The 24685-nt window shown below is 38.1% G+C and carries 20 protein-coding genes; 8 read left to right on the forward strand and 12 right to left on the reverse strand.

The annotated features are described in order from the left end of the window. Positions 1–28: 28 nt before the first annotated feature. From EGI26_RS11500 to EGI26_RS11520, 5 genes are all read right to left on the reverse strand, one after another. Positions 29–2482, reverse strand: a complete 2454-nt coding sequence (locus tag EGI26_RS11500) for a glycosyl hydrolase family 95 catalytic domain-containing protein (protein ID WP_255078468.1) — start codon at positions 2480–2482, stop codon at positions 29–31. Positions 2483–2854: 372 nt separating this feature from the next. Beyond that, positions 2855–3601 carry an SGNH/GDSL hydrolase family protein gene (locus tag EGI26_RS11505; protein ID WP_255078470.1) on the reverse strand — a complete coding sequence of 249 codons (747 nt, stop codon included), beginning with the start codon at positions 3599–3601 and terminating at the stop codon, positions 2855–2857. Positions 3602–3747: 146 nt separating this feature from the next. After that, positions 3748–4776, reverse strand: coding sequence for an LLM class flavin-dependent oxidoreductase (locus EGI26_RS11510; protein WP_255078472.1), 1029 nt, complete (start codon positions 4774–4776; stop codon positions 3748–3750). Between the two features lie 49 nt (positions 4777–4825). After that, positions 4826–5518: an NrtR DNA-binding winged helix domain-containing protein gene (locus EGI26_RS11515; RefSeq protein WP_303626741.1), complete on the reverse strand. Its 693-nt coding sequence runs from the start codon at positions 5516–5518 to the stop codon at positions 4826–4828. A 42-nt stretch (positions 5519–5560) separates the two neighbouring features. Beyond that, entirely contained in the window at positions 5561–7573 is a 2013-nt protein-coding gene (locus tag EGI26_RS11520) for a glycoside hydrolase family 127 protein (protein WP_255078473.1), read from the reverse strand. Between the two features lie 193 nt (positions 7574–7766). Between EGI26_RS11520 and EGI26_RS11525 the strand changes: the two genes are divergently transcribed. Then, positions 7767–8615, forward strand: a complete 849-nt coding sequence (locus EGI26_RS11525) for a RimK family alpha-L-glutamate ligase (RefSeq protein ID WP_255078475.1) — start codon at positions 7767–7769, stop codon at positions 8613–8615. 5 nt (positions 8616–8620) lie between these two features. Here the strand turns inward: EGI26_RS11525 and EGI26_RS11530 are convergent, their stop codons facing one another. Next, the gene (locus EGI26_RS11530; RefSeq protein WP_255078476.1) at positions 8621–8854 is read right to left on the reverse strand and encodes a PLDc N-terminal domain-containing protein; all 234 of its coding nucleotides are present in this window, start codon (positions 8852–8854) and stop codon (positions 8621–8623) included. Positions 8855–8928: 74 nt separating this feature from the next. Here EGI26_RS11530 and EGI26_RS11535 point away from each other — a divergent pair, with 74 nt between their 5' ends. The 3 genes from EGI26_RS11535 to EGI26_RS11545 all read left to right on the forward strand — a co-directional run bounded on the left by EGI26_RS11535 (position 8929) and on the right by EGI26_RS11545 (position 11979). Beyond that, complete coding sequence (locus EGI26_RS11535) at positions 8929–9249, forward strand: hypothetical protein (protein WP_255078477.1); 321 nt, start codon at positions 8929–8931, stop codon at positions 9247–9249. A 3-nt stretch (positions 9250–9252) separates the two neighbouring features. After that, positions 9253–10356 carry a C1 family peptidase gene (locus EGI26_RS11540; RefSeq protein WP_255078479.1) on the forward strand — a complete coding sequence of 368 codons (1104 nt, stop codon included), beginning with the start codon at positions 9253–9255 and terminating at the stop codon, positions 10354–10356. Between the two features lie 84 nt (positions 10357–10440). Beyond that, positions 10441–11979: a peptidase gene (locus EGI26_RS11545; RefSeq protein ID WP_255078480.1), complete on the forward strand. Its 1539-nt coding sequence runs from the start codon at positions 10441–10443 to the stop codon at positions 11977–11979. Between the two features lie 38 nt (positions 11980–12017). Here the strand turns inward: EGI26_RS11545 and EGI26_RS11550 are convergent, their stop codons facing one another. From EGI26_RS11550 to EGI26_RS11575, 6 genes are all read right to left on the reverse strand, one after another. Continuing rightward, positions 12018–12650: a carbonic anhydrase gene (locus tag EGI26_RS11550; RefSeq protein ID WP_255078481.1), complete on the reverse strand. Its 633-nt coding sequence runs from the start codon at positions 12648–12650 to the stop codon at positions 12018–12020. A 55-nt stretch (positions 12651–12705) separates the two neighbouring features. Continuing rightward, entirely contained in the window at positions 12706–13389 is a 684-nt protein-coding gene (locus tag EGI26_RS11555; RefSeq protein ID WP_255078482.1) for a carbonic anhydrase family protein, read from the reverse strand. A 19-nt stretch (positions 13390–13408) separates the two neighbouring features. Continuing rightward, positions 13409–14977 (reverse strand): SulP family inorganic anion transporter, encoded by a 1569-nt coding sequence (locus EGI26_RS11560; RefSeq protein WP_255078483.1) that lies wholly within the window; start codon positions 14975–14977, stop codon positions 13409–13411. A 134-nt stretch (positions 14978–15111) separates the two neighbouring features. Next, entirely contained in the window at positions 15112–16479 is a 1368-nt protein-coding gene (locus EGI26_RS11565; protein ID WP_255078484.1) for a HAMP domain-containing sensor histidine kinase, read from the reverse strand. Between the two features lie 63 nt (positions 16480–16542). Further along, positions 16543–17229, reverse strand: a complete 687-nt coding sequence (locus EGI26_RS11570; protein ID WP_310587956.1) for a response regulator transcription factor — start codon at positions 17227–17229, stop codon at positions 16543–16545. Between the two features lie 145 nt (positions 17230–17374). Next, positions 17375–18640 (reverse strand): Hsp70 family protein, encoded by a 1266-nt coding sequence (locus EGI26_RS11575; RefSeq protein ID WP_255078487.1) that lies wholly within the window; start codon positions 18638–18640, stop codon positions 17375–17377. A gap of 591 nt (positions 18641–19231) precedes the next feature. Between EGI26_RS11575 and EGI26_RS11580 the strand changes: the two genes are divergently transcribed. The 4 genes from EGI26_RS11580 (at position 19232) to EGI26_RS11595 (ending at position 24658) form a co-directional block, all read left to right on the forward strand. Continuing rightward, positions 19232–19864, forward strand: coding sequence for a DUF1080 domain-containing protein (locus EGI26_RS11580; protein ID WP_255078489.1), 633 nt, complete (start codon positions 19232–19234; stop codon positions 19862–19864). 104 nt (positions 19865–19968) lie between these two features. Beyond that, on the forward strand, positions 19969–22836 hold the full coding sequence (locus EGI26_RS11585; RefSeq protein ID WP_255078490.1) for a PVC-type heme-binding CxxCH protein: 2868 nt from the start codon (positions 19969–19971) through the stop codon (positions 22834–22836). A gap of 59 nt (positions 22837–22895) precedes the next feature. Continuing rightward, positions 22896–24050 (forward strand): VCBS repeat-containing protein, encoded by a 1155-nt coding sequence (locus EGI26_RS11590; RefSeq protein WP_255078492.1) that lies wholly within the window; start codon positions 22896–22898, stop codon positions 24048–24050. Positions 24051–24292: 242 nt separating this feature from the next. Beyond that, a complete protein-coding gene (locus EGI26_RS11595) occupies positions 24293–24658 on the forward strand; it encodes an endonuclease domain-containing protein (protein ID WP_255078494.1) in 366 nt (121 codons plus the stop codon). Positions 24659–24685 lie beyond the last annotated feature (27 nt).

Genomic DNA, 24685 nt, shown 5'->3' on the forward strand with positions numbered 1-24685 from the left:
TTGTAATCTTTGTTTAATTCGTTAATTTTTAAAGTGATAAGGTAATGATTTGTCCTTTTTGAGTAGAAATATCATAAAGTTTGGTTTCTCTCAAACTCGGTACTTTTATGCTCGCTTTTTCTGAAATAATAGGTTTGGCTGTTTCATCTAAACTATAAAATGGATTAGAGTTTTTGCCATTTGCTTCTTTTAGTTTTGCACCATTAATTGCCTTCAATTCATTCGGTGTACGCAATCTTAGATTTCCTCCCAAGTTCGATTTTACGACCAATTTCACCAATTTGGCATCTTTCCATTGCATTTCTACGATTTCAAAACCTCCGATTGCTTTCAAACCCGAAATTTTACCTGAAGGCCAAACATCTGGCAAGGCAGGAAGTAAATGCACTGCACCATCCGAACTCTGCATCAACATTTCGGTAATACCCGAAGTACAACCGAAGTTTCCATCAATCTGAAAAGGAGGGTGAGCATCAAAAAGGTTATTGTAAGTACCGCCCGCACCACGCTCGTTGCCGATAGGTGTTAATTGGTTTTGAATCAATTTATAAGCATGGTTTCCATCTTGCAATTTTGCCCACCAGTTTACTTTCCAACCCATGCTCCAACCTGTCGAAACATCACCACGGTAAATCAGAGAATTTTTTGAAGCCTCAAAAAGTTCTGGTGTTCGATAAGCCGAAATCTGATTCGATGGATAAAGTCCATAAAGGTGCGAAATATGGCGGTGTTGGTCTTTAGGGTCGTCGATATCATCGAGCCACTCTTGCAACTGATTGTGCTTCCCAATGTGCATTGGTGGCAATTTATCTCTTAATTTTTTGAGAGAATCGACAAATGCAGCATCTTTTTTTAGAATCTGAGCCGCACTGATTGCCTTGCTGAACACATCGAAAACTATCTGATTATCCATCGTAACGCCCGCATCAAGCGAAGAACCATCGTGAGCCACAGGAGCATTTTCAGGAGAATTTCCAGGGTTTACGACTAACCAATTGTTTTTTTGTGGGTGTGGAATCAAGAAATCGGCATAAAATTGTGCCGCTCCTTTAAGTGCAGGATAAGCTGAAGCCAAAAATGCTTTATCGCCAGTGTACAGATAGTGTTCCCATAAATGTTGGCTCACCCAGCCACCACCAGCTGTCCACATACCCCAAAAAGCTCCATCAATTGCACCAGTTGCTCGCCAAATATCAGTATTGTGGTGAGCCATCCAGCCTCTTGCACCGTACATATCTTTGGCAGTTTTCTGACCTGTAATTGAAAGTTCTTGCACCATTTTCAAGAAAGGCTCATGCAATTCCGAAAGATTAGTTTTCTCGGCTGGCCAATAATTCATTTCGGCGTTGATGTTGATGGTATATTTACTATCCCACGGTGGGTTGATTCTATGATTCCAAATACCTTGTAAATTTGCTGGTTGTCCACCAGGTTGCGAAGACGAAATCAATAAATATCGCCCAAACTGGTAATACAAAGCCACCATCTGAGGGTCGTTGGTATTTCTGAAATTTCTTAGTCGTTCATCAGTAGGCAGTTTTACTAAGTCCGTTTCTCCTAAATCAATTTTTACTCGATTAAATAGCTTTTGATAGACTAAAGTGTGCGAATTCAGTAGTGTCGTGTATGTTTTAGGGTAGGCTTTGTTTAAATATTCGGTGGCACGTTTGCTTTCATCACCACTTAAATCTTGATAATTGTTGAAATTAGTAGCAATTGAAATGAAAATTGTAGCAGAATTTGCTCCTTTTACCACCAACGATGTATCGGTAGATTGAAGGCTGCCACCTTCTAATTTTATGCGAGTAATTCCCTTAAACTCGACCATGCCTTTTACGGTTTCGTGGTCACTCGTTGTTCCCGAAATTGTTAAATCTTTGGTACTCGTTGTGGCAATCGTTTTTCTTTTTTGTGGAGAAGAAAAACTGGCGTTAAAAGATAAATTTCCTGCTTTACTGGCCGAAATTTTCATTACAATTACTCTATCGGCCAACGAAGCAAAGGCTTCACGGGTATAAACCACATCGCCCACTTGATAGGTGGTTTTTGAAATGGCTCGTTCAATATCTAATTCACGGTTATAATTGGTGTAGTTTTCATGGCCATTGAAAACTAAGTTGAGATTCCCGACAGGTTCAAATTTTTGTCCGTGTGAAGTTTTGGTGATAATGGCTTGATTTGCCAATTTTTCGGCCTCTTTATGGTTTCCTTCAAAAATCAGTTTTCTGATTTCGGCCAAATTCTCAAGAGCCTTTGGATTATCGTTTCGGTTGGGGCTTCCACTCCAAACAGTGTGTTCGTTGAGCTGAATGGTTTCTTTTTCTACATTTCCATAAATCATTGCACCCAAACGGCCATTACCGATTGGCAAGGCGTTTTCCCACGTATTACCTGCTGGTTGTTTGTACCAAAGTTTTAGAGGAGTTTGAGCTTGAGCAATGCTCACCCAAAGCACGATTGAGCTTAGAAGTATTTTTTTCATTGTAAAGGTTGAATATCTGCAAAATGCCGATCTTGAAAAAACAACAAACTTGCTGTAAAATAGATCAAATGACTACTTTCACAATTTGTTTATATATCAATATATTATATTAATATTTATATGTGTCATTTTTACACAAATATATATGTATTTTTCATATCTTCTAATAAATTAGATAAAAATAGAATAATTCGAAAAACTTTGATTAGGACACTATGCAAAGAATAATAAAGCTATTTGACTGATAAACAAATAGATTTGATAAAATTAATATGATACTTGGTGATTTAATAGAACTACCAAAAAACTTGTCAAGATATCTTTGACAAAACTTGAATAAAAAAATGCCAAGAAAATTTATCCAGAAACGTTTTAAAAATGCATGTATTTTCCAACAACTTTAAGCCACTGCCTTGCCATTAGTTCATGACCAGCAGGCATGGGGTGCACCCCATCCCAAATCCAATAATCGATTGGGGCTTTTTCACAGGCATCGATGAATAATTGTTGAAATGGAACAAAAATAGCATCAAACTCTTGAGCTATAGCTTTAGCTACCTTCTGACGTTTTTCAATTTCTATTTTCCAAATCTCAGTGTTTTTGTTAACCCAGCCATTTTCAAGAATAAATGGCTCACAAATCACGAATTTTACATTTGGGAGCTCTCTTTTTGATTTTTTTAAGAGGTTTCGATACGAAGTTTCGAATGTTTCAATAGTTTGTGGATTTTGATTGTTAACAACCGACATGGTATCATTCACACCAATCAATATGCTTATTATATCGGGTTTGAGAGTAATGGCATCTTCTTGCCAACGATTTTCTAAATCTGTGACACGATTACCACTAATTCCACGATTATAAAATTTTAGATTTGATTTCGGATTTTCAAACCATAGTTTGCTTGCTATAATAAATTGATATCCATGACCCATTACATGGTTCCAGTCGTTGTTTCGGGTGCGATTTCCATCTGTTATAGAATCTCCTTGAAACAACACTGTAAGACCTTCCTTTTTGATTTTTGAATCCAAAAGAAATTCATTTTCTGAAAAACCAAAGGCTGAAAAGCTCCCTAGACCTAGTTTCTTAATAAATGCTCTTCGGTTGTTTTCCATATTTCTTGTTAACCCAGTCCACTATTTCAATCAAAAGTACCTTCTGTTGAATAACTATAGGTTTATTTCTAAAATGACATTAATATAAACGAAACATAAACTCTTTCTCTTTTTATTTAGAACCAAAATGTATCCTTATCTAAAAATCAAATAGCTGCATTCACCAAAGGCGACACCTTTGTGCCAATCAATTCAATTGCGTTCAACAACTTTTCGTGAGAAAGTCCTGCATTATCCATTTGGAAAGTAACTCTCGAAACTCCACCAAGTGCTTCGCTATGCCTAAGTATTTTAGCCGCCACTTCCTCAGGACTTCCCACTAAAAAAGCACCTAATGGGCCAATTTGAGACATAAAATGTGACTTTGTTACAGGCGGCCATCCTCTTTCCTTGCCAATTCGGGTAAACATTTCGGCATAACCCGGATAATACTCTTCAATTGCAGTATCCAAATCTTTGGCAACATACCCTAAGGAATGTAAGCCCACCTTCAATTTTTCGGGAGAATGACCTGCTTTTCTACCAGCTTCTCTGTACAAATCTACCAAAGGTCGAAACCTGTGCGTATCGCCGCCAATAATGGCAACCATCAGTGGTAAACCCAACACGCCAGCTCTGACGAACGACTGAGGAGTACCACCAACACCCAGCCAAATTGGAATATCTTCTTGTATCGGTCTTGGATAAATGGCTTGGTTGTGTAAGGCTGGCCTAAATTTCCCTGACCAAGTAATCGTTTCAGATTCTTTTATTTTTAATAGCAAATCCAATTTTTCAGCAAAAAGCTCGTCATAATGATGCAAATTAAGCCCAAAAAGAGGAAAAGCATCTGTGAATGACCCTCTGCCCACCACCATTTCTGCCCTGCCATTTGAAATTAAATCTAAAGTCGCAAAATTTTGAAAAACTCTTACGGGATCGGCTGCACTTAAAACTGTTACTGCACTACTTAGTATTATTTTTTCGGTTTTTGCGGCTGCGGCAGCCAAAATCATTGTGGGAGCTGAATCCAAAAATTCTTTTCTATGGTGTTCGCCAATTCCAAAAAAATCTAAGCCTGAGTAATCAGCAAAAGCTATTCTTTCCAAAAGTTCTGAAATCGCTATTTGACTATTTTTATTAGTATCGGATTTTGAACTATCTTTTGCCGCAAAACTATCTATTCCTATTTCCATTTATTCAGTGTTATTGCTTTTCTACAAAAAAATACAAGAGTTGGTTCAACTAGAGATTTATGAAATAATGAAACGCGTTGAATTGAGAAGTGTATTTTTCGGTATCTAGCTTAAACAAGGAAGCCTTTTTGGTTGTAGAATTGTTGTCTTTTTCGCCTGTATCTATTAAAAGTTTTGTTGAAAGAATCTTTCTACTGAAATTCCTTCTGTCCAATTTATACCCATAAATAGCCTCATAAAGTCTTTGCAAAGCAGGAATGGTAAATTTGTCTGGCAATAGTTCAAACCCAATCGGATGCAAAGCCGCCTTATATCTTACCTCGGCTATAGCCTTTTCTACCATATCGTTGTGGTCAAAAATCAGATTCGGTTTCTCGTCTAGAGAAAACCAAGAGCCATTTTTAGACTTTGCCAATTCAAAATCATGATCTTGAATGTTTATTAAGGCATAAAAACACACAGAAATAGTACGTTCAACTGGATCTCGGGTTACATTTCCAAAACTGAGGAGTTGCTCAAGATAGACATTATTTAACCCAGTTAGTTCGTTCAAAATTCTCTTGGCCCCATTTTCAAGATCCTCGTCTCGTTTCAAAAAACCTCCCATGAGCGACCAATTGCCCTGCTCGGGTTCGAAATTTCGTTTGATGAGTAACAATTTAAGGTTTTCGCCGTCAAACCCGAATATGCAGCAATCTATAGCTAGGTTTATCTTGTCGGCTTGTAGGTATTGATTCACCATTTATTCAATTCAAAAATTTCCAATTCTATATATTCACAAATTCTAATTCTCTATTCTTACACCCATAATTTTGGTAGAAAACCAAAGCTTCATTTCTCCAATTCCTCTATTCGACCTGGCATAATAGGGTATCAACTTAACCGTTTTGGTCGAGGTATTTATCTCTTGCTCTGTAAAATTAAACGCCTTGGCAGTTGTAGACAAAGTTGTAACACCATTCAGCAAATTCGGCTCGAAATTATGAGTGAAATTATTGGCCGCTCCAAACACTATATTGGAAGTTTTACCGTCATTGTCTGCAAATTCGGCACAATACATAAGTGGTCCTCGCTGTATAGAAACCAAGTTTTTATTAGTCTCAATTTTTTCATGAGAATACACCTTTTGGGTATACATCGGCAGATTGAGTTCAACAATATCACCATTTTTCCAAAGCCTATTAATTTCGAAATATCCTTGATTATTTCTTCTGACATCTACCTCTATTCCATTCACTTTAACAATTCCTCCATACTCAGAAATTTCCCTTACTTCATACAGATTTGTAGGGAATATCCTGCCATCTATCCATCCCGGAACACGAAGATTTAAACTAAAGGTTGTACCTTTTTTATTATTGGCACCAACCTCAAACTTCACATTTCCCTCCCAAGGCATGTTCGAAGTTTGCTTTATAGTTACACTATTTTTGGCATCTACAGAGAAAGAACTTTCGCTTCCAATGTATAAATTTACAAAAACCTGAGCTCCTTTTTTAGCATAAATGTAGCCTGGAATGGAAGGCATAAATCTACAAATGTTTGATGGACAACAAGAGCATTTAAACCATGGCGATCGTTTATTCTCGCCACTCAATTTTCCATTGATGGTGGTGTATTCCATAGGATTGGCATAATAAAACGTCTTTCCGTCGAGGCCTATTCCTCCTAAAATACCGTTATAGAGCGTTCTCTCCACCATATCCATATATTTTGATTCGCCTGTGAGCATAAACATCCGATGATTCCAGTAAACATTGCCAATGCCCGCACAGGTTTCGCAATAAGCCGATTCGTTGGGCAATTGGTAGTCTGGTCCAAAACCTTCCCAGCCACCAGACGAACCTATTCCTCCCGTGATATATGTTTTCTTTCCAGCAGCGTTTTCCCAAATTTTATTGATGGCATTTATATATGCCTGGTTTTGGGTCAAAGCCGCCACATCGGCCATTCCAGAATATAAATACGTTGCCCGAACTGCATGTCCAATGGCCTCGGTTTGCTCTATGGCCGGTTTATGATCTTGCCAATATTCTCCAGTTTCCCATACAGTGGCTTCTTTGTCTCCTGGCATTTTGGCATAGATACGCTTTCCTCTGCATTCTATAAAAAACTGGGATAAATCCAGATAGCGTTTGTCTCCAGTGGCCAAATACATTTTTACCAAACCAATCTCAATAACCTGATGACCAGGAGCAACGGATTTTTTACCTGGCCCAAAAACCGTAAGGAGATGATTGGCATTTTTTATAGCCAAATCTAGCATATTTCTTTTACCAGTGGCCAAAAAATGTGCCGTAGCCGACTCATAAAAATGACCCATGTTGTACAATTCATGACTCAATTCGTGTTCCTTTTCGTAGCGTTGAGAGCCTATCCATTCGTGGGTATCACCCATGGTTCGAGTTGTAAAAAGGTAACCATCAGGCTCTTGAGCTGCACCAATAACCGTTATTAATGAATCGACGTAATCATCGAGTTTTTTATCATATTTTATTTGGAGCGAGTAAGAAGCTCCTTCGATGATTTTGTACACATCCGAATCATCGAATACGTAAACTCCACAAAGTTTTCCTGAACGAGCGGCGGCTTGCTCGAAGTTTTTAATTCTACCCGTAATTTTGGACTGATGAAACGACCAAGGAATAGTTTCAGTACGATTGATTTCTATTTTAGGCAGCCAGAAATTGTCATTCAAATGTACTTTGTTAAAGGTTATGCCTTGATAAGGGTAATAACTCTGACCAAACAAAACACCCGAAAATAATATCAGAACAATGGTAAGTATTTTTCTCATGGTTTAGGGATAGAATAGATGCCATAAACTTAGCTATATTTTAATAAAAACAGAACGGTTTAGCCAGTTTTTATCCCAAAAAACCTAAAATTGACTTGTATCTTCTACCTTAAAAATAGAAACAAAAGCTTGTTAAACTATGCGAATAAATTGAATTCATTGAAGCAGAAAAAGATATCTTTGTGGCTTGAAAATGAAAGAAATGTTAAAAATCGGTATTGCAACTTACAACAAACTACCCAATTTAACCGAGAATGATCGCTTGCTTATTCCAATCTTTGAGGCAAAAGGCCACAAGATTGTACCTGAAATCTGGGATAATCCTGAGGTCAAGTGGGATACTTACGACTTGGTAGTGGTTAGAAGTACTTGGGATTATTATCTTAAACCTGTTGCATTCAAAAACTGGATTTCGCAATTTGTGAATTCAAAAACTCGGCTTATAAATTCCCCCGAGATTGTTCTGAAAAATTCACATAAATTTTACTTGAAAGAGCTTTCTAAAAAAGGCGTCAACATCATTCCCACTTTGTTTTCATCAGAAAAAATAGAATTAGAAACCATCAAATTTTGGGAAAAAGTGGTCATCAAACCTGCCGTTTCTGCGGGTTCACACGAGACCGAGGTTTTTGAAACGGCCGACCTAACACAAGACATTCTTGATTCGAAAATAGAGACTGGCGATTGGCTAATCCAACCATTTTTAGAAGAAATAAAGTCAGCAGGCGAAATATCCATGTTGTTTTTTGGAGGTGAATTTTCACATGCCATTCAAAAGATTCCGAAGTCTGGCGACTTTAGGGTTCAGAAACAATTTGGTGCTCAGTATCTAAATTATGAACCTTCACGTGAGCTAATATCCACAGCAAAAAATATTGTGGAAATTACCGAAAAAAAATCCACCTACGCTCACATTGATGGTGTAATGACCAAAAATGGCTTTTTTTTGATGGAAGTGGAAATGATAGAGCCAGATTTATTTTTTGAACACGCCCCTGAAGGGCCGAATAGATTTGTGGAGGCGGTGTTAAAAGGACTCTGAAAGTCCTACCTCTTCACCCCTCCTTTTCTGCCAATCAAAAAATACAAAATAGAGCCTAAAAAAGGGAAAATCAAAACGACTAAGGCCCAAACTATTTTATTGGTTTGGTCTTGAAACTGTCTTTGAACAAGGTCAACTATTGCTATTATCCAAAATACAAGTGTCAATGGAATTAAAATTATAAACAAGCCGATGAACAATTCGGTGAGACCCAAACTTGCTATGAATAAAACTGACATAGTGTTGTATTTTTTTTAGCAATTACGATAATCACACTCTGATTTCCAAAAAAATAACTCAGATAGTCTGACGCATGAATATTTTGGTTAATATTGCTCCTAGAAACCTAACCAATGTTATATTTTCGGCCATGAAAATATTATTGATTCTCCTAACCTTTGTCAACGCAGGCACGCTTATTCCGTGGGCTGTATCTGCCCCCATGTCCGTAATGGCTTTTGATGCTCCGGACTCTACAAAGTCTGTTTGGCCTTATTTGATTATTGGAGCTATGATTCTGTACCCTATTTTTGTTATTTTCTGTATTTATAAAACTTGGTCTCAACAGTCGATTTATTGGGCGGCTGGGCCATCTGTACTTTTTATTATAGGTCTTATTTTAATCAACCTCTGAAAAATGAACAACCGTATTGGTGGCTATAAAATTGGCCTCAAACCTGCAGGAGCAGCCATGAAAGCTCTAAAAAACACTGAAAGTCTTCCTCAAAAAGTAGATTTACGCAAATTTTTGACATCTGTAGAATACCAAGTGGGCAATAGCTGCGTGGCCAACGCCATGGCTGGGGCATACGAGTATTTGGCTAAAAGAGAGCTTGGTGAGGCCTCAGACGTGAGTAGATTGTATATTTATTACAACGCCCGCTATGTAGATGGCAGCCAAGACGAAGACTCTGGCTCGTATATGCAGTGTGCCATTGACGGTTTGATAGAATACGGTGCATGCTCAGAGGAACTTTGGCCTAACGAAGAGGACAAAATAAACGAAGAACCTGCAGCGGAAGCTTATGAACAAGGTGCGGCATTCAGAGTCGTAGAAAAAGAATATATCGATACTGATTTGGATCTTTGGAGAGAAACTTTGGCCGAAGGCTATCCGATAGCATTTGCCATGAATACCTTCGATTCGTTTGACGAAGCCTGCAACAACAAAGGACGCGTACCTATGCCCAAAGCTACGGATAATACCCGAGAAACGCACGGCTGGCATGCCATGCTTTGTGTGGGATATTCAGACATTGACAGGGTTTTTATTGTCAGAAACTCGTGGAGTGAAGAATGGGGCGATAAAGGCTATTGCTATGTGCCTTATGATTATTTGATTCACCCTGACTATAACTCACACGATAGTTGGATTATTAAAGCCGTAGAAAATCTTGACTATAGCGAAGGCGTAGTTGTAGACGATGAAGAGTCGATGTTTTATGATAGCGACTACTTGATTTTCAAGGATTTTTATGTTTACACAGAACAATCTGAGGACTTTGCAGATGAATTAGAAGAGCTTATTCTCGAATATGTGGAAAGTGAACAAGACTTCTTTTTTGATTGGGAAACCTTGGAAGACGACGGCGGCGTGTATATTTCGCTAAAAGAATTTTATCTATTGACGGAGGAAGAATTGGGTTTCTGGAATGCATTAGACGAACTCTGCATAGTTTACGGAGGCGAAGATGGCTACGATTATACCGTAAATAGAGCAGACAGAGAGGAAGAAGAATAAATAGCTTAAAAAACGCAATTAACATCCATTAAACTATATTTTTTTTAGTTTTGTGGATGTTTTTCATTTTAAAAACCAAAATCAATGCTCAACAAACTTAAATTTACTGCAATACTTTCAATACTCGGTATTGTGGCTTTTGCACAGCAGCCCATACTTATCGATGTGGATGTGAAACTAAATGCCGACACATTTTTTGTGAAGCTTCAAGTTCCACAAAAGCTTTCAAAGAGCAATAATGTCTTCCAGTTTCCAGCCACGGCACCTGGCACTTACCAAACCATGAATATTGGCAGGCTGGTGAGTGACTTTGAAGCTTACGATAAAAAAGGTAAACTTCTGAAAACAGCATTTAAGGTTCCAAATCAATACATCATATCCAAACCTACAAAACTCAAAAGTTTACATTACAAGGTTGCAGAGACTTTTGACACCGAACTAAAGGAAATGCCGATCTATATGATGGCTGGCAGTTCTATTCAAAGCGAAAACGTGCTTGTAAATGCTCACACATTGAGTGGGTATTTTAAGGGAATGCAGAACCAGCCAGTAGGCATCAGAATAAACGGAAGAGAAGGCTGGAAAACTGGAACTGCCCTGAAAGAGCAAAATGGGTATTTTATAGCGGATGATTTTGACCATTTGGTTGATTCGCCCATTATGTCGGGAAAGCTTTCTTTTGCAGAAACCAAAATAGCTGATACGCCTATCAGAATCTATACTTTTTCGGAAAACGGCAAAGTGAACTCCGACATGCTGTTGAAAGAAATGACACAAATGCTCAAAGCTGCTGAGAAATTCTTGGTGAAATTGCCCGTTGACAATTATACATTTCTTTTTTATTTCTTGCAAAATCCCAGCGGGGTTACAGGTGCTTGGGAACATTCTTACAGCTCAGAATACGTTATAGCTGAAGAAGAACCAACACCAGCATTTTTAAAATCTGTTGTTGATATCGCTTCGCATGAGTTTTTCCATGTGATTACCCCTCTTAATATTCATTCTGAGATAATAGAATCTTTCAATTTTGAAAAACCAACACCTTCACAACACCTTTGGTTATACGAGGGCGTTACAGAGTGGGCATCGCATGTTCAGCTTTTTAGAGGCGGGGTAACTACACTTGAAGAATACATAACTAATGGTCTAAAACAAAAAGTGATAGTAAGCGAAAACTATTTTAAACCAGACTGGAGCTTGAAAAAAATAGCCGATGAGTCATTTAATGGTGGAGATGGAGCACAACAGTATGGCAATATCTATTATAAAGGAGCTCTGACTGCGAGCTATTTAGACATCAGAATATTGGAACTCTCTAACGGAAAGTTTGGACTAAGAGAAGTATTGCTGAACCTTATAAAAAAATACGGAAAGGGAAATCCGTTTAATGAAAAGACGTTTTTTGATGATTTAGCAGCCATGACTTTCCCAGAAATTAAAGATTTCACGAACAAATACATTGTAAACAATGAGCCCTTTCCTCACGAAGAATATTTGGCAAAAATTGGTTTGACCTATAAAAGAGTTGCAAAACAAAAAGTAGAAATTAACAAAATAGAAAACCCAAGCGAAGCCCAAAAGAAGCTATTTGAAGCTTGGAGTGTAAACATGAAAGTTGACTAAAAGCAAAAAATCTCGCAATCAAAAATTGCGAGATTTTTTTATAAATCATCAAATTCGTAAATCTCGTCAATGTGTGAGGTGTGGGTCATGTCAATTAATGGTGTGACCAATCCGTTATCAAGACCATAAACCCAACCATGTAGATGCGGCCTTTGTTCGGCTTTCCATGCTTTTTGAATAATACTTGTTTTGGCCAAATTAGTCACCTGCTCAATGACGTTTAGCTCCACTAATCTGTTAAGTTTTTTCTCCTCATCTTTAAAAGCATTGAGTTCGTCACGGTGCAGTCTGTACACGTCTTTGATGTTGCGTATCCATTTGTTTATGATACCGTAGTTGCTGTGCGACATGGCTGCCTTCACACCTCCACAGTTGTAATGCCCACAAACTATGATGTGCTTTACATTAAGATAATTTACAGCATATTCCAACACAGCCAACAGATTTAAATCGGTGTGTACCACCATATTGGCTATGTTTCTCTGTACAAAAATCTCACCTGGCTGTGTACCAGAAACCTGGTCAGCAGGAACACGGCTATCACTACAGCCAATCCACAAAAAATCGGGCGATTGAATATGCTGAAGATTGCTAAAAAAAGATGGATTCTTGGCTACCTTTTCTGTCGCCCACCTTTTATTATTGGCCAGTAATCTATTTATTGAATCCATTTTTTGGGTTGAATTTAGAATATGTTGGTTAAAACTGATTACCATTTTGGCAACCTTAATGTCGAAGTTCAGCCACGGAAAACTCCGGATTCGCATCGTCTTTGATATACAAAGTATCATCATAAAACTCTACTAATCCACTTTCTACGTCGTAGTTGGCTCCCACTATGCCTATCTCTCCATTCTCAAGCATTTGTTCCAAGATAAAACTCCTCTCAATGATGCTTTTCACGCTTCTTTTGGTGTTTATTCTGGCCACGTTTTCTACAAACTGAGGGTTTTTAGAATTACGCTCGCTAAGTGTTTCTTTTTCAGAATAAACAGCAGGTTGTAGTTTCGACAACAATTCGGTTAAGTTCCCCATTTCAACATGATCACAAGCTCCTTTTACTGCTCCACATTTTGTATGACCCAAAACCACAATAAGCTTAGAACCAGCTATTTTACAGGCAAACTCCATACTACCTAATATGTCGGTATTTACTATATTTCCGGCTATCCTTACTGAAAAAATATCTCCTAATCCTTGATCAAATATCAACTCTGCCGAAGTACGACTATCTATACAACTCAAAACTGTAGCAAACGGCCATTGTCCATCACGGGTATCATTGACTTGTTGAAGGAGGTTCCTATTGGCTTTGTAATTCTTCACAAAACGGTGGTTTCCATCCTTCAAAATCTCAAGTGCCATTCTAGGCGTGGTATGTTGTTGAATCTCTTTAGACTGTGTTTTCATTCTTTTAAAACTGTTTTATTTAATGCGTTGAAGAAACGAAATTGCTGTTGATTTGATAAATTTCCTTGAAATTCAAAAGCTCACAGTCAATGTTTTTGAGTGGGGCTTTAATTTCCTTGAACTCTTTGATGAGTTCAATAACATCAAAGTCTATGTATGTAGTATTTGTGGCGTCTATAACCACCTTACCATCAGCCGGTAAATGATCTAAAGTTTCACGGAGTGCGGCTTTGTTTAAAAAAGAAACCTCCTCTGAAAGTCTAATTTTAATGGTTTCGCCTTCTTCATATTCTTCTCTTTTGAAATAATATGAATTCTTTAAGTTTCCAGTAAGTATATAAACCACACTCACCATCAGGCCAATACCTACACCTTTCAATAAGTCTAAAAATACAACCGCCAATACTGTTACCAAAAACGGAATCCACTGGTATTTTCCATTCGCAAACATCCCCTTAAATATACTTGGTTTGGCAAGTTTATATCCTGTAAACAAAAGTATGGCTGCCAAAGCCGCCAACGGAATTTTGTTTAGCAAAGATGGTATTAACAATACGCTAGCCAAAAGCAAAAACCCGTGGAATATAGTTGACATCTTGGTCTTGGCGTTGGCATTGAGGTTAGCACTGCTTCGTACAATCACACTCGTGATGGGCAAGCCTCCTATTAAACCAGAAAAAGTATTTCCAATGCCCTGAGCAATAAGTTCTCTATTGGTACTTGTAATTCGTTTCTCTGGGTCTAACTTATCTATTGCCTCTATGCAGAGAAGTGTTTCTATCGATGCCACAGCGGTTATGGTAAGAGCCACTATCCACACCGGAGGACTCATAATATTGGTAAAGTCTGGAAAGGTTATTAAAGCCTTAAAATCATCTAAGGTATTGGGTACTGGGACATTTACAAGGTGAGTTGAAGATATGGCCAAGAGAGGTATCTTTTTGAAAATAAACTCACTCACAAGTACACTCACTATAACTGCCGCCAAGCCACCGGGTATTATTTTCGATACCTTTTTGAGGGCGGATGTTTCAAACAACAATATAACTGCCATTCCAATAATAGCAATTAAGGTGGCCCCTAAATCGACATGGTGAATAGCTGAAAACAAACTTGTAATTGAGTTTTCTCCATCTAACTGCAAAAAAGCAAAATCACCCTCGTTGTCTCGGTCATAGCCCAAAGCATGTGGAATTTGTTTCAAAATAATGATTATACCTATACCTGAAAGCATGCCTTTTATAACATTACTTGGAAAATAGTTTGCTACAACTCCAGCTTTCATAAATCCTAAGGCAATCTGCATAAGTCCAGAAAGAACAACTGCTACTAAAAAAGCCTCAAAAGATCCAAGAGTACTAATAGCAGCCAGAACCACCGCCACAAGACCAGCTGCAGGGCCACTCACACTCAATTGACTGTTGCTGATAGCTCCTATTAGCATCCCTCCAATAATACCTGCAATAATTCCACTAAAAAAAGGAGCTCCAGATGCTAAAGATATACCCAAACACAAGGGTAGTGCAACCAAAAACACTACTAAACCCGAGGGTAAATCATACTTTAAGTTTTGGAAAATTTTCGACATCTCTATTTTACGGATTTTATTGATACTCGTTTACTTTCTCGAACCAATTATGAGGCTCTAGAATTGTAAAAATAACGCCAATAAATATAGATTGGTTGCTGAGAAAAATGACTGAATAGGATTTTAATCGAATTCTAATCTTGTTTTAACGGAATTCTAATTTCGACTACCACACCTACAGGAATATTCTGGAAAACACTCAACTCTCCCTTGTGAATTCTGATAATATTGCGTGCCAAAGGGAGGCCGATACCATAGCCCTCAAAGTTGGAAGTATTGGAGGCTCTAAAAAACGGGTCGTAAATATATGGAAGTTCTTTGTCTGGAATACCAATACCCATGTCGCTGATTGTGAGCTTAATAACATCGAAAACTGACTCTACTTTGACTATGACTGGTTGGTTGTTTGAATACTTAATTCCATTACTTATTATATTTGAAATGGCCAGCAACAAAAGCTGTTGATTGGCGGTAATCAAAAGACTCTCGGGGTTTTCAGGTAAAGTAGAAAAATTTAAAGCCAAGTGGTTGTTGGGATGGATCTTATCTATAGTCTGCTTGCATTCTAGCAGGAGTTCGTCTATTCTGATCGTTTCGAAATGCAGCTCTTTACCCTTAAAACCAGTCTGAGCCAAAAACAACAATGCCTGAGTTTTGGTGTTTAGCTTTTCGGCCTCAGCAAGTATCACTATCAGCGACTCTTCATATCGACTACTTTCTCTTTTTCTACTCAAAGACAAATCTGCTTCAGCTATAATAGTGGTAAGAGGTGTACGGAGTTCATGCGAAGCATTCGAAACAAAATTATTTTGAGCCTCAAATGAAGTTTCCAATCTGTCTAGCATCTGATTGAATGTGACTATCAGACTGCCTAATTCATGGTTATCGTTATTTCCCTCCAGCCTCACATAAAGGTTATCTGTTCCGATTTTGTTAATGTCTCCCATTATTTCTTTTAATGGTTTGGTAATTTTTAATGAAAACCAGTAAGAAACAAAAAACACCAAAAGAAGCGATATAATAAAGGCACCGATCAGCAATTGCCGCAAAAATACTACATGATGGGTATTGTAATAATTTTCGGCAGACACAATCACTAGGTACTTTTTACCTTCTACAGCATAATTTATTCCTGTGTAGAAAACCCCATTTTTATTAAAATATGACTCTTTTAAAATTATAGCATCATTCAAAAAACCGTTGCTTACATCCAAACTTCTTGCTAGGCTTTCGAGGTTTTTTAAGGTATCCAAAGCAAAAATATAGTCTTTTTCGTTGGCCAATTTTTCTAGATATTCGGCCTTAAAAGACTTCAGATAACTACCCTCACGGTGATATTCAAGCTGGATTTTGGCAGTGGTTACTGCCCTTATGTGTAATCTTTCGTGAAAGTCTTGATAAGAATACTGCGTAAAAGTATAATATATAAACCCTCCAAAGACCACGATAAAGCTCAGCAAAATAGCTGACAGTAAGAGTATTATCTTATTTTGAGTTTTCATGTTTTTTCATATAATCAACTTAGAATTGCCCTAAAATTTAGCATTTCCGTTTAATAAAGGCCATTATTCTCTCATTACATAACCCATCCCCACCACAGTTTGGATGATCTTCGGACATTGTTGTCTATCCAATTTTTTACGGAGATAATTTACATATACATCCACAACATTGGTCCCTAGGTCAAAGTTTATCCCCCATACTTCCTCTAATATCTCCTGACGTGAAAACACCTTATCGGGGTTTTTGACCATCAGTAGCAAGAGTTTATATTCGGTGCTTGTCAGCTGCACTTCCTTTCCATTTACCAGCACAACTTTTGAAGTATCGTTTATTTCTATTACAGAAAATCTAAAAACAAGCTTTGGAGTATCTGCTACGGTACGCGTTGAACGTCTCAAAAGTGAGTTTATTCGAGCTATAAGTTCTATGAATTTAAAAGGCTTCACCAAATAATCATCCGCACCTTTGTTAAGACCCATGGCTACATTTTCGGCCGTACCGAGTGCTGTTAAGAGCAAAATCGGCACATTGCTATTTGTTCTTATCTTCTGGCAAAGCTCCAAGCCGTTCATTTTGGGCAACATTATGTCTAATATTACCAAATCAAATTGAGTATTTTGAGCCAAAAAGTAACCCTTTTCGCCATCATTGGCCTCTTCTATCTCAAAGTTTTCTTCTTCAAGTCCTTTTTTAACTATGGCACACACATGCGGGTCGTCTTCTACGAGTAATATTTTTTTCAAAACCATAATATTTGCCGTAAAAATAATGAATTAAACGAATGGAAATAAAAAAATATGTTTCGACAATTTAGCAAGCTAAAATTAAAATTACGCTAAAAACAAACCACACTTCATCCCACAACAAAACAATGAATCAAAACAAAACCAAAGATTAGTTCAGATTTAAGTAGCTGTAGGCCAAGCCCATAGCCACACTATTAAAATTGTCGCCAGATTTGAGCTTTTCTGAACCGAATTTGTTTTTAAATATTTGATTTAATGGCTTTATGAGCGACGTGCCACCAGTCATAAAAACCACATCAATGTCAGATTTCAAGATACCCTTTTCCAGTAAAAACGAATCTAAATAGGCTTCAATTTTTATTAAATTTTGAGCTATTATTTGATTTTCAAACTCAAGCAAACTTATGGTTTCTTCTATGTCTATTCCATGATTTCTAAACACAAGACCCACATTTTCTTCATGTGTAAGCTCTATTTTGGCCTTTTCAATCTCTTTAAAAAAAGAATATCCCAGGTTTTCGGCCACCAAAGTTTGTAAGTTTTTCACACGGTGGTCTTTTCCTGAGTATTGATATGATTTCTCAATGTTAAGCTTCATCCGTAGTGTATCAAGAAAGTTCATTTTTTCCCAAGAACATATATTTTGAAAATACGAAAGCGGCAAATCTAACGGTTTTCCAGGCGTAAATTCTTCCTTCACTCCCCTACCGAAATGCGGCGTGCCTTTGTGCCACATGATGTCTGAGTCAAAATTGTCGCCACCGATGTAAATACCGCCTTGGCCGATGATATCACTTTTTCGATTTACCAAACTTTTGGCCTCAGGATCAAGTTTCATCAGAGAAAAATCGGAGGTACCGCCACCAAAGTCAGCCACAAGAACCAACTCCGATTTCTCAATTTCACGCTCATAAGTGAAAGCCGCTCCGATGGGCTCCAGTTGAAAATGAATCTCCTCAAAGCCAGCAATTCGAGCCGCTTTTTCAAGCCTAATCTGTGCCAAAGTGTCCTTATCTGCGTCTTCGTCAAAAACCACCGGACGGCCAATTACAGCAGTTTTTACGTTTTCTGAAAGAAACTCGTCCGCCAGAGTTTTCAAGTGAACTAATATCAAGGCCACTAAATCTTCGGCTTTATACATTCGGTTGCCAATGCGGGTATCCACGAAACTTTTATTGGGCAAAACCTTCTTTATTGACTTCATAAAACGCCCATTCATGCGGTTTTGTACATATTGGTCAATGGCATCTTGACCCACCGCTACCTTGGTAAATTCTCCACGTTCCTTAGGTTCTTGAAAAAACAAAAGCGATGGCACTGTAAAGAGCTTCACCGCCTCGCGGGTTTCAGTGTCAAGAATGGCCAAAGCTGAATTAGAAGTGCCGAAATCTATACCGTAAACGTATTTTTGCATGTAAAACTATTGAAGTAAAGAAACCCACCCTGAAGAGTAAATCCCACAAAAGGGCTACAAATATAGGGAGAAAATGGTGGGGATAGATTGGGAATTTCCGGTTTCTTGCAAAGTTTTGGTTTTGAGAAATAGGTTTAACCAACCAATCCGGCTTCCAGCCAAGCTCCCTTAGGAAGTAAGGTTGTAATATTTGAAACTTCAAGATGGTTTCAAAATCAAATATTTTTAAACAAGAATGTGAGTTTTGAACAAATAAAACACTCATTAAATCCACCGAACCGATAACCCTACTCAAAAAATAGGTTTAACTAAGCTCAGAGAAGGTTGGTGAGTTTATTTAAACCCCAACCAAATAAAAAACCAACTCCTACGATTTGCATTCTAAAAATAGAACATTTTCTTGACAAGCCAAACCACTTAAATGTCATAATCCACTTGTTATAAAAATTTTATGAATTTTTAATTTCAAAAAAATCTTGGGTTTGTATCACTTCACAAAGTTTTAAAATTTTGCTTTTCTAAGAAATTTTATTAATTTAGCAAGACTAAAAAGTATTCTTGTTTCGAATATCTTATTTATTTCAACCATCCATGAAAAAACTCATCTTAGCTTCAATAGCCTTGGGACTTTGTGGTTTTTATTTAAAAAACTATCAAAAACCAGTGACCTTGTTTGATGGAAAAACCTTCAATGGCTGGCAAGGAGATATCAAAAACACGTGGAAAATAGAAAATGGAGCAATTGTGGGAGGTTCTTTGGAGAAAACTGTTCCACAAAACGACTTCCTTTGTACTGCTCGCACTTACAATAATTTTATTCTAAAACTCAAAGTAAAACTTACTGGAAACGAGGGATTTATAAATTCTGGAATACAATTCCGCAGTGTTCGTTCCAAAGACCCTGCCAATGAAATGATTGGTTATCAGGCAGATTGGGGAAAAGATTATTGGGCGAGCCTTTATGACGAATCAAGAAGAAACAAAACCATAGCCAAGCCAGATTCTGCACAAGTACTTAAATGGATAAAAATAAACGACTGGAACGATTACGAGGTAAAAGCTGAAGGCAGCAGAATCAGATTGTTCATCAATGGTCACCAAACGGTAGATTATACCGAACCAGATACCAATATTCCACAATCTGGGCTCATTGGACTTCAAATTCACGGTGGTGGAAAAGCTCAAGTGGCTTTTAAAGACATTTTTATTACGGAGTTGCTATGATTTTGGAACACAGATGAAACTGATTGAACAGATTTTCGCCGATTTCATAAATTCACAGTTTTACTCAATTTTATTGAAAAACAATATTTAACCATAATATATAAATGACCTTTCTTCGTATCAGCATCTTATTATTTGTTATCTCAAGTATATGGCTTTTCGGAAAACCTGAAATTTCTATTCCTAAAAAATTCCTTTCAGAAGATACTACAAAAATCGACAAAGAATATTTCTTAGAAGCCACCATGTTGGGCTATTTTGCTAAAAATGGCACCCGAAATCCTGTTTTAAAAGCTAACAAAGGCATGAGGGTTCGCATCACCATCACCAATGGTGAAGTGATGACGCACGATATTTCGATGGAAAAATTGGGTATAAAAAGCAAAACTATTTTTGAAAAAGGAACTTCGACAAGCATAACTTTTGTGGCAGAAAGTAGCGATACTTATTTTTGCACAGTTCCTGGTCACAAAGCTGCTGGGATGGTAGGGAAATTTGAAGTGGTTGAAGGTTCGCTTGCTCCAAAAGTTGTTATTGGGAAAATTCCCATGAAAAACGGTAAACCATTAAATCTAAATTTTGAATCCGGAAATCTTCAAGATTGGACCGCCACTGGCGATGCTTTCAAAAATCCTATAGTTGGAGAAACTCCTTCTCCTTTTCATGAAAAAGAAATGAAAATTGAAGCTGAGGGAAAAAATTTCCTCAGCAGTGGTGGTACCGTCAATTATAAACTTACTGGAACTTTGAAATCTACTACTTTTAAAGTTTCGCATCCTTTTGCCAGTTTCTTGGTTTCGGGAGGTGCATTGCTGGATACTCGGGTAGAATTGGTTCTAGCCGAAACCAACAAAGTTATTTTTCAATCTACTGGACAAGGAAGAGCTACTTTGCAGCCCGTTGTGGCTAATTTGAAGCCATATTTGGGCAAAAACATTTTCATTAGAATCATAGACAACGAAACCGGAATTTCGCAGATTCCTTATATTTCAAACGACAAATGGGCTCATATAAACTTCGACAATTTCCTTTTTTATTCTGAACGTCCAGAGTTTGAAAACGAACTGTTTCAAAAAGATATCATCATATTACCTCCACTTGACAGAGTTCTGAATGCCGGCCTTTCAGGTATAGAAGCCGCCAAAGCCATGACTTTGCCAAAAGGATTTAAAATAACTTTGGCTGCAGCTGAGCCAGACGTAGTTCGACCAATTAGTTTCACCATTGATGCCCGAGGCAGACTTTGGGTGGTGGAAGGACACACATATCCAGTACCCGCCCCTGAGGGCGAAGGGCGAGACAAAATCCTGATTTTTGAAGATACCAATGGCGACGGAACACTAGACTCCAGAAAAATTTTCATGGAAAATCTCAACTTGGTCAGTGGAATCGAAGTGGGAATGGGCGGTGTTTGGTTGGGTGCAGCACCTTACCTTTTATTTATTCCTGCCGACCTCCAAAACGACAAACCGTTAGGGCCTCCACAAAAGCTCCTCGACGGCTGGGGCACACAAGACACACACGAAGTACTGAACAATCTCCGATGGGGTCCTGACGGTTGGCTTTACGGTGTTCATGGCGTTTTTACACATTCCAACGTCGGAAAACCAGGTGCATCAGATGCTGAGCGTACCAAAATCAATGCTGGCGTGTGGCGATATCACCCAACTGAAAACAAATTTGAGGTTTTTGCTGAAGGCACTAGCAATCCTTGGGGCGTTGATTTTAATGACTATGGACATCCATTCATTACCGTTTGTGTGATTCCGCACATGTATCACGTCATACAAGGTGCACGTTATCAGCGTCAAGCAGGCAAAAGTTTTAACCCTCACACGTATGATGAAATCAAAACCATAGCCGACCACAAACATTATGTGGGCGAAAGAGGGCCACATGCTGGCAATTTCAAGTCTGGTTCTGCTGGTGGTGGGCATGCACACGCAGGAGCCATGATTTATTTAGGAGGCGACAATTGGCCAAAAGAATATCGAAACACCATATTTATGAACAACATAAATGGAGCAAAACTCAATAATGACCAACTCACCCGAAAAGGCTCTGGCTATGTAGCTTCTCATCGAAAAGATTTCTTGGCCATGAACGACTCGTGGAGTCAGTGGCTCAACATGAAGTACGACCAAAACGGCTCAGTTTACGCCATTGATTGGTACGACAAAAACCAATGCCATAGCTCCAACCCTGACGTTCATGACAAAACCATGGGGAGGATTTTCAAAATCACAAACGACAATGACAAGTTTGTGAAAGTGGATTTATGGAAAGCCACGGACATGGAATTGGTCAATTATCACTTAAATAAAAACGAATTTTATGTTCGCCAAGCCAGAACTATTTTGCAAGAAAGAGGTGAAAATGCATCAGTAAATGCAGCTTTGAAAGATATTCTAAATAAAAATCCAGATATTACAAGAAAACTGCGTGCATTATGGACTTTGCAAGTAGTAAAAGGAATTTCAGAGAAAGAATTGAGAGATTTACTAACACATGCTGATGAAAATATCAGAAGTTGGGCTATACAATTTTTGACAGAGAAAAAAAACGTTTCGGACGAAACTTTAGCAAGTTTTGAGGTATTGGCAAAGGAAGAAAAATCGCCTTTAGTTCGTTTATATTTAACTTCTGGAATGATGCGTTTGGAAGCCTCACAACGCTGGAATGTGTTGGAAATATTGACAAAAAATGAAATGGATGCAACAGATCACAACATGCCTTTGATGCTTTGGTATGCCTCGGAACCGTTGGCCGAACTTGATCCAAACAGAGCAATCGTTTTAGCTGAAAAATCTAAAATGCCTAAAATGTTAAACTATATGATTCAACGTGTTGGAGCTATAAATGGCGAGGATGCAAAAAAAGCCTTGAAAGCTTTGAGTATTCGACTTGGACACTCTCACGAAAATCATGAAAACATGATTTTGATAGAGAAATTATTAGAAACAAACCACTAAAAAAGTTCTGTGTACTTTGTGTAAAACTCCGTTTGCTCTATGTCAAAAAAATCAACCAAATGAAAAAAATAACAATTCTATCCATTTTCTGTCTAATAGCAACAATTGCTTTTGGCCAAGTCCCAACATTCAAAAAAACTGTCTTAACCAGAGACTTCGTTTCTGAAGGAGTAGCTGTAGCCGACCTCAACAAAGATGGCAAAACAGACATCATTGCTGGCTATTATTGGTTTGAAGCCCCCAAATGGACACGTCACGAAATGGCTCCTTCACGCATATTCGACCCTAGAAAAGAATATTGCGAGTCGTTTCTTAACCACGCCATGGACGTAAATCTTGATGGTTGGGAAGATGTAATTATTATAGATTATCCAGGAAAACCTGCATTTTGGTTCGAAAATCCGAAAAACAAACTCGGACAATGGAAAAAACACATCATGGCAGATTCTATGGGCATTGCCAACGAATCACCAGGATTTATAGACATTGACGGTGACGGACGTTTAGATCTCTTGTGCGGCGATGTAAAGAAAAAGCAGATAGTTTGGCTACAAGCTCCCACCAAAAAAGGTGAAACCGAATGGAAAAGACATGCCATCAGTAAAGAAAACGTAAACGGAACAGAGAGGTTCTCGCACGGAATTGGCTTTGGCGATATCAACATGGACGGCATCAAGGATGTGGTAATAAAGGAAGGCTGGTTTGAAGGAAAGAAAAACCAAAGTTCGGGCGACTGGACGTTCCATGCAGCCAATCTTGGCGACGCTTGCTCGCACATGCAAGTATTGGACATGAACGGTGATGGAAAAAACGATGTGCTTACAGCCTCCGCACACAAATTGGGTGTTTGGTGGTATGAACAAACCAGTGAAAATGGACAAATAAACTTCAAAATGCATGAAATAAGCCGTACTACTGCCCAAACCCACTCGTCCATAATGGCAGATATTAACGGCGACGGCAGAAAAGATTATATAACTGGTAAAAGATTCCTAGCCCACAATGGCAACGATGCTGGCGACGGCGATGCACCCATACTGATGTGGTTTGACCTAAATCCTAAAAAACAGCCTTTTTACACTGAACACATCATCGATTCTGACTCAGGAGCCGGCCTAAATATAGCGGTAAAAGACATGAACAAAGACAAAAAACTAGATATCATTATCGCTAACAAAAATGGGGTGTTTTTGTTGGAGAATGGGGTGAAGTGAATTAACTCATTCTAACCACCCCGACCTACGGTCTACCCTCCTAGGGAGTGAGAGTAGTATATTGAAGTTGTAAAAAAGATTTTTGATAAATTTAAAATTGACACAAAATAAGATTTAAGCGAAGCGAAAAATCAAACCCAAAATGCCAAAATAAAACAACCAAACCACTACCCTCCTTGCAAAAGGAGGGTCGACCGTAAGTCGGGGTGGTTAGTAAATGAAACAAATCCAATAAAAAACACATGAAACACCAAATCAACAACCGCAAAGAACTAGAACCCTACCGCAAAGCACTGCGAAACAACAGCACCTCGGCTGAAATATTCCTCTGGAATTTCATAAAAAACAAACAACTCGCAGGTAGAAAATTCAGAAGACAACACTCGGTGGAAAACTGTATTTTAGACTTCTATTGTCCAAGTGAAAAACTAGCTATTGAGCTAGATGGTCAAGGTCATTTTGAACCAGAAGGAATAGAAAAAGACAAAAGAAGAGATGCGTTTCTTCTTCACAATTTTGGAATCAGAACACTTCGCTTTGAAAATAAATATGTTTTTGAACAGACTGATGTAGTTTTGAGGGAGATTGAAGGGAGTTTTAGGGTTTGAAATAAATATAACCCATACTAACCACCC

It is taken from the genome of Lacihabitans sp. CCS-44 (assembly GCF_024343735.1).
Taxonomy (GTDB): Bacteria; Bacteroidota; Bacteroidia; order Cytophagales; family Spirosomataceae; genus Leadbetterella.

Coding starts and splice junctions, on each gene's coding strand:
- EGI26_RS11500 (WP_255078468.1), bottom strand. CDS start 2,482: ATGAAAAAAATACTTCTAAGCTCAATCGTGCTTTGGGTGAGCATTGCT.
- EGI26_RS11505 (WP_255078470.1), bottom strand. CDS start 3,601: ATGGAAAACAACCGAAGAGCATTTATTAAGAAACTAGGTCTAGGGAGC.
- EGI26_RS11510 (WP_255078472.1), bottom strand. CDS start 4,776: ATGGAAATAGGAATAGATAGTTTTGCGGCAAAAGATAGTTCAAAATCC.
- EGI26_RS11515 (WP_303626741.1), bottom strand. CDS start 5,518: ATGGTGAATCAATACCTACAAGCCGACAAGATAAACCTAGCTATAGAT.
- EGI26_RS11520 (WP_255078473.1), bottom strand. CDS start 7,573: ATGAGAAAAATACTTACCATTGTTCTGATATTATTTTCGGGTGTTTTG.
- EGI26_RS11525 (WP_255078475.1), top strand. CDS start 7,767: ATGAAAGAAATGTTAAAAATCGGTATTGCAACTTACAACAAACTACCC.
- EGI26_RS11530 (WP_255078476.1), bottom strand. CDS start 8,854: ATGTCAGTTTTATTCATAGCAAGTTTGGGTCTCACCGAATTGTTCATC.
- EGI26_RS11535 (WP_255078477.1), top strand. CDS start 8,929: ATGAATATTTTGGTTAATATTGCTCCTAGAAACCTAACCAATGTTATA.
- EGI26_RS11540 (WP_255078479.1), top strand. CDS start 9,253: ATGAACAACCGTATTGGTGGCTATAAAATTGGCCTCAAACCTGCAGGA.
- EGI26_RS11545 (WP_255078480.1), top strand. CDS start 10,441: ATGCTCAACAAACTTAAATTTACTGCAATACTTTCAATACTCGGTATT.
- EGI26_RS11550 (WP_255078481.1), bottom strand. CDS start 12,650: ATGGATTCAATAAATAGATTACTGGCCAATAATAAAAGGTGGGCGACA.
- EGI26_RS11555 (WP_255078482.1), bottom strand. CDS start 13,389: ATGAAAACACAGTCTAAAGAGATTCAACAACATACCACGCCTAGAATG.
- EGI26_RS11560 (WP_255078483.1), bottom strand. CDS start 14,977: ATGTCGAAAATTTTCCAAAACTTAAAGTATGATTTACCCTCGGGTTTA.
- EGI26_RS11565 (WP_255078484.1), bottom strand. CDS start 16,479: ATGAAAACTCAAAATAAGATAATACTCTTACTGTCAGCTATTTTGCTG.
- EGI26_RS11570 (WP_310587956.1), bottom strand. CDS start 17,229: ATGGTTTTGAAAAAAATATTACTCGTAGAAGACGACCCGCATGTGTGT.
- EGI26_RS11575 (WP_255078487.1), bottom strand. CDS start 18,640: ATGCAAAAATACGTTTACGGTATAGATTTCGGCACTTCTAATTCAGCT.
- EGI26_RS11580 (WP_255078489.1), top strand. CDS start 19,232: ATGAAAAAACTCATCTTAGCTTCAATAGCCTTGGGACTTTGTGGTTTT.
- EGI26_RS11585 (WP_255078490.1), top strand. CDS start 19,969: ATGACCTTTCTTCGTATCAGCATCTTATTATTTGTTATCTCAAGTATA.
- EGI26_RS11590 (WP_255078492.1), top strand. CDS start 22,896: ATGAAAAAAATAACAATTCTATCCATTTTCTGTCTAATAGCAACAATT.
- EGI26_RS11595 (WP_255078494.1), top strand. CDS start 24,293: ATGAAACACCAAATCAACAACCGCAAAGAACTAGAACCCTACCGCAAA.